Below are 13,925 nucleotides of genomic sequence, written 5' to 3' on the forward strand. Positions count from 1 at the left end.
GCATCAATCTTTTTATTTACATGGTTAGATGAAAGTTTCTGAAATTGCTTTGAAGATGCTATAATGAGAACGAGCATGTGCCTTTTACTATATATTATTATGAAAGAGAGTGTGTATTTCGTTGCTTACTAGGAGGAGGAGAATAGTTTGAAAAAAATATGGGGGGCTCTTTTTCTTTGTTTCATGTTGGTCTTAGTTGGCTGTGGCAAAGAAGAAACGCCAGTAGAGGCATTTCATACATATGCCAAAGCGTGGAATAAGCAAAAGTTCGCTGAGATGTATGATCAACTATCAGAAAATGCAAAAAAGAAAATTTCTAAAAAAGAATTTACTGAGAAATACGAGAAAATTTATGCGGGTATTGAGGTGAAAAACTTAAAGGTAGAAACAGGTGAGGGAAATAAGGAACAAGAAGGCAAAGGACCTGTACATTTTAAAGTAAGTATGGATACTGTTGGTGGAAATATTTCATTTTCACACGAAGCGAAAATGGTAAAAGAAAAAAGTGGGGATAAAGAAGTTTGGAAAATAGACTGGACTCCTGATTTTATCTTTCCAGGGATGACAAAAGATAGCAAAATCCGTATGCAAACATTCCAAGCAAAACGCGGTGAAATTTATGATCGCAACGGGAAAGGGCTTGCCATAAATGGAAAAGCATCTCAAGTAAGCATTGTTCCTGGTAAATTAGAGTATAATGCAGCACAGACAAAAGAAGCGATTGCGAAACTATTAAATATGTCTGTGGAAGAAATCGATCAAAAATTAAATGCAAAATGGGTAAAATCAGATTACCTTGTGCCAATTGGCATTTTACAAGAGGGAGCTACTCAAAATGATTTTATTGACTTACCGGGTGTTGTAACTCGTCCTGTAGATGTTCGTACATATCCATTAGGAGAAGCGGCAGCACATTTAACTGGTTATATTGGAAAAGTAAATGCTGATGATTTAAAGAAACTTGCGAAAAAGGGCTATCAAGCGGATGATCCAGTTGGAAAAGCTGGTTTAGAGCAAGTGTTTGAAGAAAAGCTACGTGGTAAAAAAGGTGGGCGTGTCTTTATGGAAGATGCGCAAGGAAAAGAAATCAAAACATTGGTGAAAACGGAAGCGGTAGATGGTGAAAATATCAATTTAACAATTGATAGTACGATTCAAGAAAAAATTTATAATGAAATGAAAGGAGAAGCAGGCTCAAGTGCGGCCATTAATCCGAAAAGTGGTGAGACAATCGCACTTGTTAGTAGCCCAGCTTATAATCCGAATATCATTGTAAGAGGAGTTTCAAAAGCGCAACGTGAAGCTTGGGCTAATGACCTGAAAAAGCCGATGACGAACCGATTTACACAGTTAGCTGTACCAGGTTCTGTATTTAAGCCTATTACAGGTGCAATTGGTCTTGAAACAAAAACAATTGATCCGAAGGAAGAATTAAAAATTGAAGGATTGAAATGGACGAAAGATTCCTCATGGGGTAACTATTATGTAACACGTGTAAAAGATGCAAGTCCAATTGATTTTGACAAAGCGATGAAGTATTCTGATAACATTTATTTTGCACAGCAAGCATTAAAAATTGGGAAAGATAAATTTATAAATGAAGCAAAAAAATTCGGATTTGATGAGAAATTACCAATTGAGTACGGGTTCCCAGTTTCAAAAATTGTGAATGATGGAATGAAAAATGATATTCAAATGGCGGATACAGGGTATGGACAAGGTCAAGTATTAATGACGCCTCTTCATTTAGCTTTCACATATGCGCCAATTGTAAATGATGGAACGATACCTTCACCGCACCTTATCAAGACAGAGAAACTACCAAAGGCTTGGAAAGAGAATGTCATTTCTAAAGAAAACCAAGATATATTAAAAACAGCATTAACAAAAGTTATTAATGACCCAGATGGTACAGGGAAAATTGCTAAAATTGATGGCATGACTCTTGCTGGAAAAACAGGAACGGCTGAGTTAAAGGCAGCAAAAGATGCAGAAGGTAAAGAACTTGGATGGTTCGCTGCTTTTGATTTAAATGCACCTGACATGATTGTTACAATGATGATTGAAGATGTAAAAGGGCGGGGTGGAAGCAATATTCCAGCTGAGAAAGTAAAGCATGTTTTTCAAAAGTGATAGATAACGAGAGGAGCTATCTCTATTTAAAGTAGAGATAGCTTTTTTAAGGGTAATATTATAAAGTTGTTATAATGGGATATAGTAAAACTAAACAACTTATTAACTTACGAAAAAAAAGCTACTATTTTTTGTTGACAAAGGAGAAACCTTTTTGTATTATACTTACATAAGGTAAGTAATTTACTTTTAAAAAACAAATCTCAAATTAAAGATAAATGTATAAAGGGAGAGAATATAATGACAAAAGTTCTATTTATTACAGCAAATCCAAATTCAGCAGAAACATCTTTCGGTATGGCAGTAGGAGAAGCTTTTATCGAAGCATATAAAAATGAAAACCCACAACATGAAGTTATAACAATCGATTTATTTCACACAACAGTACCAGTCATTGATGCAGATGTATTTGCAGCTTGGGGCAAATTTGCAGCAGGTGAAGGTTTTGAAGCATTAACTGAAAATCAACAACAAAAAATTGCAGCAATGAACACAAACTTAGAAATATTTATGAATGCAGATCGTTATGTATTTGTAACACCAATGTGGAACTTCGGTTACCCACCAGTAATGAAAGCATACTTAGATAATATTGCTATTGCAGGTAAAACGTTTAAATATACTGAAAATGGTCCAGTAGGATTATTAGAAGGTAAAAAAGCACTTCATATCCAAGCTACAGGTGGCATTTACTCTGAAGGTGACTATGCAGCAGTAGACTTTGGTCGTCAACACTTAAATACCGTATTAGGATTTATCGGTGTATCTGACACAGAATATCTTGCAGTCGAAGGGATGAATGCAAATCCTGAAAAAGCACAAGAAATTAAAGAAGCAGCAATTGCTAAAGCACGTGAATTAGCAAAACGTTTCTAATATAGAAAACTCAAAAATGTCCAAACGCTTGTCGTTTGGACATTTTTTCTTCTTTTTCCCTCGTTTGTCTAGTATAATGAAGGACGGAATGATAATAGGTGGGGGTTTTGTATGATTCAAACGTTTTTTAAAGCTTTATATTTAATTGTAATTGTAATCGGTATTACACCGAGATTGTGGCGCATTCAAAAGAAAGTAAATACACTATCGCCACAAGAGAAAGATCGCCTTGTATATAAAACAACAAATTGGTTTGGAAAAAAGATGGTTGGTGCAGCTGGAGCTGGATCGACTGTAGAAGTAAAAGGTCTTGAAAATGTACCGAAAGATCAACCGGTACTTGTTGTAAGTAATCATCAAAGTAATATGGATATCCCTGTTTTACTAGGATATTTAAATAAGCCGATTGGATTTGTTTCAAAGGCAGAAATAAAAAAAATTCCGATTGTACCAGCTTGGATGGAATTAATGAATTGTGTGTTTATGGATCGCAGTAATCGCCGTCAATCTCTTCAAGCGATTAAAGAGGGGATTGAACGATTAAAAAAGGGTCACTCTCTCGTAATTTTTCCAGAAGGAACACGCAGTAAAGGCGGCGAAATAGGTGAGTTTAAAGCAGGGAGTTTTCACCTTGCAATCAAATCGGGAGTAGCTATTTTACCAGTCACGATAGAGGGGACATATAAGATGTTTGAAGCGAATGGAAATAGGCTGAAACCAGCACATGTAACGCTTACTATTTCAAAACCAATTACACCTGAGCAATATGGAAGTATGGATGTTAAAGAATTAACGCAGTATACAAAGGATATGATTGTTGCTCAATTACATAAGTAATAAAAAAACTCTCAGCTTGAAAAAGCTGAGAGTTTTTTTATGCGACAGGTAAAACGTAAAATAATACGCAGAAGAACATCATTGTACTACCGCCTAATACGAATAGATGCCATATTGCATGATTGAACGGTAGTTTTTCCCACAGGAAGAAAATAGCACCGACTGAATAGAGAATCCCCCCAATTAAAAGGAGAGAAAATCCATGTCCAGTTAAGTTTTCATACAGGGGTTTAATAGCTACTATAATAAGCCATCCCATAATAATGTAGCAAAGTGTTGACATTTTAATAAAGCGGCGTACAAAGAAAATCTTAAAGATAATCCCCCCGATTGCTAATGTCCAAATAATGGCAAGAAGTGTCCAGCCAAGAGGGCCTCGTAGCGTAATGAGTAAAAAAGGTGTATATGTTCCGGCTATTAATAAGTAAATAGCAGAGTGATCTAAAATGGTAAAGAGTTTTTCAACTTTTGGATGGTGAATGCTATGTAATAATGTTGAAAATAAATATAGTAGAAACATGCTTACGCCATAGACTGTAAAAGCGATAACGGCAGAAGCTGTACCGTGCTTTGAAGCATGGATAATTAATATGATTAATGCGGGTATACTTAAAATAGCACCAATTCCGTGAGTAATCGCATTCGCAATTTCTTCTTTTACGAACTGTGTCATTTTAGTTATCTTTTGTGTCATAATTAATCCCTTCCATCGATAAAATCAATTACTATCTCTTTAAACATATCATATGCAATAAAAATAGGAAATGAAATTTGTATAATTGATTATATTTTTTAATTTTTTTGACAAAATATAATAGATTCGTTGACGTTTACGAAATTTTTTGACAAAATGAGGTTGTGGGATAGTAGAAGGGAAAAATCGAGTGAAAAGGGGATGAGGAAATGTTATCAAATATTGGTTTTCCGGGATTAATTTTAATTTTAGTAGCCATACTTATATTATTTGGTCCGAAAAAATTACCAGAAATTGGACGGTCTTTAGGTGAAACATTAAAAGAATTTAAAAAATCGACGCGAGAGTTAACGGATGATGCATTTCAGGAGAAAGAGAAAAAATAAATCATAGTAAAACGTGATATGAAATATTTCTTAGATAGGAAGAACGTCTATGCATAGAAAAGGAGAGTGCTTTTTAGAAATGCTTTTCTTGTTTTTATAGTCAAGGAGTATGATCGATATATGAAAGTCGATTTCAACGAGAGAGTGTAGTAGAATTTTTGCTAGATTGGGTGAGAGAAGTGTGGTGAACGAGATGGAAGATCGAGAGATGAGTATAGTAGAACATATCGTAGAACTTCGAAAACGTCTAATAATTACTGTTTTATCATTTATCGTATTTTTAATAGTCGGTTTTGTTTTTACGAAAGATATTTATTTTTGGTTAGTAAAAGATTTACCGATGAAGCTGACAGTTCTCGGTCCGAGTGACGTATTATGGATCTTTTTCTCGATTGCTACTGTATTCGCCATTGTTTGTACAATTCCAATTGCAACAATGCAAATTTGGTTGTTTGTAAAACCGGGATTACATCCGCGTGAGCAGAAAATGACATTAATGTATATTCCTGTATTATTTGTATTATTTATAGCGGGTTTATGTTTTGGATATTTTATTGTAATGCCATTTTTATTTCATTTTTTAACAACAATTGGAAATGAAATGTTTTATACGATGTTTACGACAGAAAAATATTTTCATTTTGTATTAAATTTAACAATTCCATTTGCGGTTATATTTGAATTACCAGTCATTGTTATGTTTTTAACAAGCATAGGTTTATTAACAGCGGAATTTCTGCAAAAAGTCAGAAGATATGCTTACGTTATATTAATCATTCTTGCTGCTTGTATATCGCCACCTGATTTTTTATCACATAGCTTAGTGGCTGTACCTCTTATTTGTATTTATGAAATAAGTATTGCTATATCTAAATTTACAAGTAGAAGGAAGCAAAGAAGAGAAGAAATACACTCAAAAAGTGCCTCATTATAAAGGCACTTTTTGAGTGTATTTGTTATACTATGTTTATAATCGCATACAATATAAAAAAGAAAAAAATTATAGAATCTCCGAAATTTAGACAAACTTTTCACCTTTGTAAGTTTATACTGAAGTTACAAATCCAATAAAAAAGAGGATTGATATTGTGATTATGAAAAGTTTTTACTTTACTCATTCAACAGGAAATTGTATTAAAATATTCGAAATACCGGTTCTACAAGCACATCATCCATTAGCGTTTCTGATTCAGTCGCGCCTCCAATTATTTATCACAAAAATTCAAAAACAAAAACACCCGAGGGTCTCATACTCTTTCCGAGAATATTTACAAAGTTGTTTAAAGTGGAATGATTACGCAAATGTATATCGAACAAATACACTTGAAAAAAATGCATGATGGAACTATTGGCAGAGCAAATGAGCTCTGCCGTTTTCTTTTTGGGCATAAAAGAGAAGATTTTTTACAGAAAAATGCTTTCAAATGGTTGAAAGCATTAGGAATACTAGTATAATAACAAGGAGAGCGTATTGGAAAGGGAAGAAGCAAAATATGCAAAAAATTAAAATTGTAACAGATTCAACGGCAGATTTATCACAAGATGTGATTGAGAGATATGATATTCATGTAATCCCATTATCTATTTCTGTAAATGGACAAACATATTTAGATAGAATAGATATACAACCAGATGAATTTATTGAAGAAATGCTGAAGTCAGAGGAATTACCAAAAACATCACAACCTGCTATGGGATCATTTGTTGAAATGTATGAAAAATTAGGAGAAGATGGTAGCCAAGTTCTTTCCATTCATATGACGGGTGGGATGAGCGGTACAGTTGCAACCGCAAATAGCGCAGCATCCATGACAGACACAAAAGTAACAGTTGTCGATTCTCAATTTATTTCTCATGGTTTAGCGTATCAAGTTCTTGAGGCAGCCAAGATGGTACAAGCAGGTCGTTCATTAGAAGAAATTTTAAATCGTCTTGATGAAGTAAGAAAAAACACTCGTTTATATGTTGTTGTAGATACGCTAGAAAATTTAGTGAAAGGTGGACGCATCGGAAAGGGGAAAGCCTTCATTGGTTCATTATTAAATATTAAACCAATTGCTAGCCTTGAAGATGGAGTTTATAATCCTGTTACGAAAGTACGTAGCCAAGGACAAATTGTAAAAACATTAGCGAAATTGTTTGAACAAGATATAGCTGGAAAGACTGTGAAGGCAGTAGCAATTCCACATGCAAAAGCACTTTCGCTTGCAGAAAGTGTAAAAGCTGCTGTTGAGAAAGTAAGCGGATTTGCACAGGCAGAGATTCTCTATACAACACCAATTATCAGTACGCATACAGGACCAGGAGCAATCGGTTTTATGTATTTAGCTGAGTAGAAAAAAGCTACTTGAAATTTTTATTCAAGTAGCTTTTTTTAATTGTATAAAAAATAAGAAATAAGCAGAGCTATACAAGCACTTCCACTAATGATAAATCGTGTTTGTAAGTATTCTTTCATCTAAGCACCTTCCGCTTTTTTCTATATAATATATTTTCAAGAAAAAAGGCTATGCTTGGAAAGGTTCTAAAATTTTTTTAGTTTCTGCCTGTTTTGGTACGGAAGAATATAGAAATGTTTGCCCAAGAAATAGCACATGTAAGTGTTCCCAAGGTAACATACGCAAATTCCAATTATTGCGAAGGCGTGTGATAGCTTCCCTCGGCGTTTCATCTGCAAGCGCAAATGCTCCATAATGCATAGGGATGAAGTGAGTTGCATTCACATCTAAATAGGCTTGTACGGCTTCCTCAGGTGAGACATGAGAGACTTTCATAAACCACTCTGGTTCATAGGCACCTATAGGCATGAGTGCGACATCGATTGAGAAGCGTTTTCCAATTTCCTTAAATCCTCGAAAATAGCCACTATCTCCACAGAAATAAATGGTTTCGTCCGCTGTTTCATTGTGAATTATCCAACCTCCCCAGTGAGAAGTATTCATATCAAACAATGATCGTCTCGCCCAGTGTTGAGATGGAACAAAATGGAATGAGACTTCATCAATTGTTGTAGATTCCCACCAGTTATATTCTTCTACACGCGTGAACTTCTTTCGTAAAAATAATTTTTTAAGTCCCGCAGGTACTAAATATAGAACATCATTGTCTAGTTGGCGGAGTGTTGAAAAGTCTAAATGGTCGTAATGACCATGTGAGATAAGCACAATGTCGATATTAGGTAGTTCTTGTAGTGAGAGTCCGGGCTCTGTAAGTCGCGGTATAAACTTTAATTTCTTTGTCCAGACAGGATCCGTTAAAATATTTAATCCGTTTGTTTGAATGAAGAAAGTGGAATGTCCGATCCATGTAATAGTCGTTTGTTCATTGTTCTTTCGTAAAAATTCAACTTGCTTTACAGGTGATTGTTCCACGAGAAATGAAAAATCTTTTTTACTTAAATTACGTTCTCTTCGCCACTTTAAAAACGAACGAATCGATTTTTTTGTACTAACGGTATCCATGTTTTCGTAGCGTTTCGCCATGAACATCACCTCATTTAAAATCTTTTTAGTTGTATTGTACCGAAATCTTGTAAAGGAAAACAGTGGAAAGCATTGATGAATCATTTAAAACTTGTAAAGAATGGTTTGAACTTCTTTACAAAATAAGCATGTATTTGTTGGAAGTATGCAATGTGAAGATATTGTAAAGGAATAATATTAGTAAATAATGAAATGTTTGTCCAGTTATTTACTTGCAAATGAAACGAATCTCTATAAATTCGTACGATTTCGTGAACAAATAGGATAAACAATTTTCTCATAGTGTTTACTTTTGTTATGATAAACTTAAAATACATATTAAGGAAAGAGAAGAGAGGTTTGAAAATGAAGCGTTATCAAAAGCTGATTGGTCTCATAGTTGTTTTTTGCTTCTTTATACTTGCAGGATGCGGCTCAGGATCAAAACTCCGTAAACCATTAAATTGGGATTTAGAAACTTTTCAATATATAAATCAAGATGGAAAACAATTTGGAACAAAAGATTTAAAGGGAAAAGTATGGGTAGCTGACTTTATGTTTACGAATTGCCAAACAGTTTGTCCACCGATGACTGCCAATATGGCGAAATTGCAAAAAATGGCAAAAGAACAAAAATTAGATGTTCAATTTGTTTCGTTTAGCGTAGACCCTGAAGTAGATAAGCCGGAGAATTTAAAAACATTTATACAAAAATTTACAGATGATACAAGTAATTGGAACTTATTAACAGGATATTCGTTAGAAGATATAAAAAAATTCTCAAAAGAAAATTTTCAAGCATTTGTTGAAAAGCCAGAAAATGGGCAGGTTGTTCATGTAACATCATTTTATCTAATTGATCAAAATGGGAAAGTAATGAAAAAGTATAGTGGAATTAGTAATACTCCATATGAAGATATATTGCGTGATATGAAACGGCTATTGGATTAAAAGAAGGATGCTCAGCATCCTTCTTTTTAAAATACATTCACTTGTAAATTAATCGATGGATAAAATATCATGTTGCTGCGGAAGCTTTAGGACACGAATTTCTAATACACCATTTTGATAAGTAGCTTTTGCGGTCTTTTTATTTATTAAATAGGGTAATTTAATCATACGAGAAGATTCTGAAACAGAGCGTTCACGACGATAATAATTATGCGAAGCTTTGTCTTCTGTTTCTTCAAGAATATCTTCAGTTACAGAAATCTTTAAGTATTCACTTTGCATTTCAATTTGTATTTGTTCTTTTTGGACACCTGGAAGTTCAGCTGTAACAACAAGTTCTTCACCAGCTTCATATAAATCAACGGGGAATGTTAATAAACGATTTCCCTTTTGGAAAAAATGATTCAAATCAGCAATTACGTTACGAAGAGGTGTCTGCTCGAAAAAATCATCAATTTGTTTCAAGTAATTTCGGGCTGGTGGACGTGAAGACGACTCTTTTTGCTCTTCGCTCATGACGATCCCTCCTAGAAATCAATTTGCAATATCATATGACAAAAGTGGAGAAATGTGAGTGCCTATTTTTCAGGTTTATATAAAAAAATGCTAAAAATGCGAAACGGAGTGATTTTTTTATAGTTTTTGTCGCCATATTAAGTTGATTATGCTAGTATAAATAGGGTTGATATAGTAGTATAGAAACAGAATGAAAACTGAAAGAGGGTAAGAAGTATGTGTGGTTTTGTAGGATGTTTATGTGAAAACCCTAGAGAGTTTTCAGAAACAGAAAAACATCAATTTGAAAATATGAACACGATTATTTTCCATCGTGGTCCAGATGACGAAGGGTATTTTCGTGATGAGCATGTACAATTTGGCTTCCGCCGTTTAAGTATCATTGACTTAGAGGCAGGACATCAGCCGCTAACTTATGAAAATGATCGATATGTAATTATTTTTAATGGTGAAATTTACAACTATGTAGAATTGCGAGAAATGTTACTAGAGAAAGGGGCAACATTCGCAACGCAATCTGACACTGAAGTAATTATTGCGTTATATGCACATATGAAAGAAAAGTGTGTGGATTACCTTCGCGGTATGTTTGCCTTTATGATTTGGGATCGTGAAGAGAAAAAACTTTTCGGAGCGCGTGATCATTTCGGCATCAAACCTCTTTACATCGCAACAGAAGGGGATACAACATTCTTTGCATCTGAAAAGAAAAGTATTATGCATGTTATGCAAGATAAAGGTGTAAATCCAACTTCGCTACAACATTACTTTACGTACCAATATGGTCCAGAACCAGAAACATTGACAACAGATATCAATAAAATTGAACCTGGCCATTATTTTGTAAAAGAAATTGGTAAAGAAATGGAGATTCATCGTTACTGGAAGCCATATTTCAAGGCTTCAAACGCAACGAAAGAAGAGCATATTCAAGCGATTCGCGATGTACTATATGATTCAGTAAAAGTGCATATGCGCAGTGATGTACCAGTAGGTTCATTCTTATCTGGTGGTATTGATTCATCTATTATTGCTTCTATTGCAAAAGAAATGAATCCAAATCTTCTAACGTTCTCTGTTGGTTTTGAACGTCGCGGCTTTAGTGAAGTAGACGTAGCGAGGGAAACTGCTGAGAAGTTAGGTGTGAAAAACTATAGTGTATTTGTAACACCACAAGAGTTTATGAATGAATTCCCGAAAATTATGTGGCATATGGATGATCCATTAGCGGATCCAGCAGCAGTACCATTGTACTTCGTTGCAAAAGAAGCGCGTAAACATGTAACAGTTGTTCTTTCTGGTGAAGGTTCAGACGAACTGTTTGGTGGATATAATATTTATCGTGAGCCCAATTCTTTAAAAATGTTCTCTTACATTCCTACTCCAGGAAAAGCTGTTTTAAAAGCTTTGAGCGGAGCACTGAAAGAAGGATTTAAAGGAAAAAGCTTCCTAGAGCGTGGATGTACACCAATTGAAGAGCGTTACTATGGCAATGCGAAAATCTTCCGTGAAGAAGAAAAAGCAGTATTCATGAAGCACTACAATGAAAGTATTAACTATATGGATGTCACGAAACCATTGTATAATGAAATTAAAGATTATGATGATGTAAGTAAAATGCAATATATTGACATGTACACATGGTTACGTGGAGACATTTTATTAAAAGCGGATAAAATGACAATGGCAAATTCATTAGAGCTTCGTGTACCATTTTTAGATAAAGAAGTATTTGACGTTGCTTCAAAAATTCCGACAGAATTAAAAATCGCTAACGGAACAACAAAAGCAATTTTACGTGAAGCGGTACGTGGAATTGTTCCAGATCATGTGTTAGATCGTAAGAAACTAGGATTCCCGGTGCCAATTCGTCACTGGTTAAAAGATGAAATGCACGACTGGGCTGTTAATATCATTAAAGAAAGCAAAACAGAGCATTTAATCGATAAGCAATATGTATTAAACTTACTAGAAGCGCATTGTGCGGATCAAGGCGATTATAGCCGTAAAATTTGGACAGTATTAGCATTTATGGTATGGCATCAAATCTTTGTTGAACATAAATATGATACAAATGAATTCCATGAAGAAACAAAGCGTGCATATAGCTTAGTTTAATTTTAAAAAACCTTAAGGTCACGTTTGATCTTAAGGTTTTTTTCATAAATACACACTATACTTGATACAATAAGAATAAAAGGATGGACAATGTATGATTACATTTGAAAAAGTGAATGCAGGTACAAAAGAAGTAGTTAAGGAAATGTTTGCTTCCCACGGCTTAGAGACAGAAGACGTGCAATATTGTATAAAAGCTGATGATACATATATTGGCGTAATTGGTTATGTCGTTCAAGATAAAAGTGCACAATTATCTCATTTTGTCATTCATTTTGATTATCAAGGTTATGGATATGGTACGAATGCTTATTTTACATTTGAGGAGATGATAAAACATAGACAAATAAAAGAGATAAAAGTAGCAATCCAAAATGTAAATGATAAAGCAAGAGCTTTTCTTGAAGGAGTAGGCTTTACGTTAGACGAAAATAGATACATAAAACGTTTTTAACACTTAAATAAATGTAAGGCAGGTGGGGGAATGTCGATAACAACCGGTCTTGTATTAATAGGGAGTTGCTTTTTTATTGCAGAAATGTGCCAACTTTTTATGCGAAGAAATATGCGAATAAAACGCAAGCCGTGCGAATGGCAATATACTCCGTTTTTTTTCGTTTTACTGATTACTTTATTTTTGGTGCGAAATATCATTCATTTTCCACCGCTGTTAAGTATTATTTTGAAATTTGGCTTATTATATAGCGGAATTGGGCTTCTCATTTTATTTTGTCTATTTTGTATACGCCATACTCATTATCAGTCTTACATATTTATTTTAAATTGGTTAAACAGAGATGATAACAACCGCCATATATAAGGCGGTTTTCGTATATACATGAAAGTGTATGGATTCCTAGTATAGATAGAAGAAAGGAAGAGAGCGGGGATATTGAAGGGAAGGATAGAGACCGCAATCCATTTTCAGTATGTGTTTTATAGATTGAAATATCAGAAAATTGTTTTTATTAAAGGGGAGTAGGTGTACAATAGAAGTAATATGCTGTAAAGAGGTGAAGGAATTGACAGGTGTTTATAAAGAATGGATTTTGTTTAATGGAAGAATTGTAAATACAAAGCAAGAAAGGCCGACGATAGAGTTAGAAGAGCGAGGATTGCAGTTTGGAGATGGAATTTACGAAGTGTTTCGATTGTATAACGGAAAGCCACATTTACTAGAGTTACATTTGGAAAGATTTTTTACATCTATGAAAGAAATTCATTTGATTCCCCCTTTTACAAAAGAAGAACTTATCGAGCAACTTCAACAATTGATTGAGAAAAATCAATGTAAGGAAGATGGGAATGTATATCTTCAAATTTCACGAGGTGTTCAGCCTCGAGATCATGTATACGACTCGAATTTACAAGCTACGTATTTTGCAAACATTGTTCCATATCCAAGACCTACTCAGACAATGGAAGAAGGAATAAAAGTTACGGTAGAAGAAGATATTCGCTGGAAGTTGTGCCATATTAAATCCTTAAATCTGCTTCCTAACATTATGATTAAAAATAAAATTCATGAGCAAGGATATCAAGAAGCGATACTGGTTCGAGATGGAGTTGTTACGGAAGGGTGTCATTCTAATTTCTTTATCGTAAAGAATAATAGATTGATTACACATCCTGCTAATCAGTTTATTTTACATGGAATTACCCGTCATCATGTGATTTCGTTGGCAAAGTCTTTACGTATTGAAGTGGAGGAGAGAGAATTTTCTTTGCAGGAAGTTTATGAAGCGGATGAATGTTTTTTTACTGCAACCCCTCTTGAAATATTTCCAGTTGTTCAAATAGGAAATGAGCGATTTCGAAATGGAGAAAGAGGACCTGTGACAAAAAAATTACAAGCCGCTTATGAAGAAAGTATTGCCCCTTTAAAGGTAACAAATTAAGTATTGCAAGAAAAAAGAAGCTGGATATTCTCCCAGCTTTTTTTCGTGATATAAT

At 34.3% G+C, this 13,925-nt stretch carries 15 protein-coding genes; 12 read left to right on the forward strand and 3 right to left on the reverse strand.

Going from position 1 to position 13,925, the window contains the following annotated elements; translation table 11 throughout:
• The first annotated feature begins 147 nt into the window (after positions 1 to 147).
• The 3 genes from MR056_RS02025 (at position 148) to MR056_RS02035 (ending at position 3,846) form a co-directional block, all read left to right on the forward strand.
• Entirely contained in the window at positions 148 to 2,133 is a 1,986-nt protein-coding gene (locus tag MR056_RS02025) for a penicillin-binding transpeptidase domain-containing protein (protein WP_012094126.1), read from the forward strand.
• Positions 2,134 to 2,373: 240 nt separating this feature from the next.
• Positions 2,374 to 3,009 (forward strand): FMN-dependent NADH-azoreductase, encoded by a 636-nt coding sequence (locus MR056_RS02030; RefSeq protein ID WP_087098581.1) that lies wholly within the window; start codon positions 2,374 to 2,376, stop codon positions 3,007 to 3,009.
• Between the two features lie 111 nt (positions 3,010 to 3,120).
• Entirely contained in the window at positions 3,121 to 3,846 is a 726-nt protein-coding gene (locus MR056_RS02035) for a lysophospholipid acyltransferase family protein (RefSeq protein ID WP_087098583.1), read from the forward strand.
• 37 nt (positions 3,847 to 3,883) lie between these two features.
• Here MR056_RS02035 and trhA read toward each other — a convergent pair whose 3' ends face one another.
• A complete protein-coding gene (gene trhA / locus MR056_RS02040; RefSeq protein ID WP_087098585.1) occupies positions 3,884 to 4,540 on the reverse strand; it encodes a PAQR family membrane homeostasis protein TrhA in 657 nt (218 codons plus the stop codon).
• 209 nt (positions 4,541 to 4,749) lie between these two features.
• Here trhA and MR056_RS02045 point away from each other — a divergent pair, with 209 nt between their 5' ends.
• The 4 genes from MR056_RS02045 to MR056_RS02060 all read left to right on the forward strand — a co-directional run bounded on the left by MR056_RS02045 (position 4,750) and on the right by MR056_RS02060 (position 7,262).
• Entirely contained in the window at positions 4,750 to 4,926 is a 177-nt protein-coding gene (locus MR056_RS02045) for a twin-arginine translocase TatA/TatE family subunit (protein WP_012094130.1), read from the forward strand.
• A gap of 193 nt (positions 4,927 to 5,119) precedes the next feature.
• Complete coding sequence (tatC, locus tag MR056_RS02050; protein WP_012094131.1) at positions 5,120 to 5,860, forward strand: twin-arginine translocase subunit TatC; 741 nt, start codon at positions 5,120 to 5,122, stop codon at positions 5,858 to 5,860.
• 154 nt (positions 5,861 to 6,014) lie between these two features.
• Positions 6,015 to 6,266, forward strand: coding sequence for a DUF2535 family protein (locus MR056_RS02055; RefSeq protein WP_140388415.1), 252 nt, complete (start codon positions 6,015 to 6,017; stop codon positions 6,264 to 6,266).
• A gap of 153 nt (positions 6,267 to 6,419) precedes the next feature.
• Complete coding sequence (locus MR056_RS02060; protein WP_012094133.1) at positions 6,420 to 7,262, forward strand: DegV family protein; 843 nt, start codon at positions 6,420 to 6,422, stop codon at positions 7,260 to 7,262.
• Positions 7,263 to 7,433: 171 nt separating this feature from the next.
• On the opposite strand, the gene MR056_RS02065 is transcribed toward MR056_RS02060, so the two are convergent.
• Positions 7,434 to 8,408, reverse strand: coding sequence for an MBL fold metallo-hydrolase (locus tag MR056_RS02065; RefSeq protein ID WP_140388416.1), 975 nt, complete (start codon positions 8,406 to 8,408; stop codon positions 7,434 to 7,436).
• 345 nt (positions 8,409 to 8,753) lie between these two features.
• Here MR056_RS02065 and MR056_RS02070 point away from each other — a divergent pair, with 345 nt between their 5' ends.
• Positions 8,754 to 9,338: an SCO family protein gene (locus tag MR056_RS02070; protein WP_087098591.1), complete on the forward strand. Its 585-nt coding sequence runs from the start codon at positions 8,754 to 8,756 to the stop codon at positions 9,336 to 9,338.
• Between the two features lie 48 nt (positions 9,339 to 9,386).
• Here MR056_RS02070 and MR056_RS02075 read toward each other — a convergent pair whose 3' ends face one another.
• Positions 9,387 to 9,854 carry an Hsp20/alpha crystallin family protein gene (locus MR056_RS02075; RefSeq protein ID WP_012094136.1) on the reverse strand — a complete coding sequence of 156 codons (468 nt, stop codon included), beginning with the start codon at positions 9,852 to 9,854 and terminating at the stop codon, positions 9,387 to 9,389.
• Between the two features lie 216 nt (positions 9,855 to 10,070).
• Here MR056_RS02075 and asnB point away from each other — a divergent pair, with 216 nt between their 5' ends.
• From asnB to dat, 4 genes are all read left to right on the forward strand, one after another.
• A complete protein-coding gene (asnB, locus tag MR056_RS02080) occupies positions 10,071 to 11,972 on the forward strand; it encodes an asparagine synthase (glutamine-hydrolyzing) (RefSeq protein ID WP_087098593.1) in 1,902 nt (633 codons plus the stop codon).
• A 94-nt stretch (positions 11,973 to 12,066) separates the two neighbouring features.
• Positions 12,067 to 12,426 (forward strand): GNAT family N-acetyltransferase, encoded by a 360-nt coding sequence (locus MR056_RS02085; protein WP_012094138.1) that lies wholly within the window; start codon positions 12,067 to 12,069, stop codon positions 12,424 to 12,426.
• A 30-nt stretch (positions 12,427 to 12,456) separates the two neighbouring features.
• Entirely contained in the window at positions 12,457 to 12,792 is a 336-nt protein-coding gene (locus tag MR056_RS02090) for a hypothetical protein (RefSeq protein ID WP_087098595.1), read from the forward strand.
• Between the two features lie 202 nt (positions 12,793 to 12,994).
• Positions 12,995 to 13,870 carry a D-amino-acid transaminase gene (gene dat / locus MR056_RS02095; RefSeq protein WP_087094867.1) on the forward strand — a complete coding sequence of 292 codons (876 nt, stop codon included), beginning with the start codon at positions 12,995 to 12,997 and terminating at the stop codon, positions 13,868 to 13,870.
• Positions 13,871 to 13,925: the final 55 nt, after the last annotated feature.

The sequence above is a fragment of the Bacillus cereus group sp. BfR-BA-01360 genome, assembly GCF_022663595.1.
GTDB lineage: Bacteria > Bacillota > Bacilli > Bacillales > Bacillaceae_G > Bacillus_A > Bacillus_A cytotoxicus.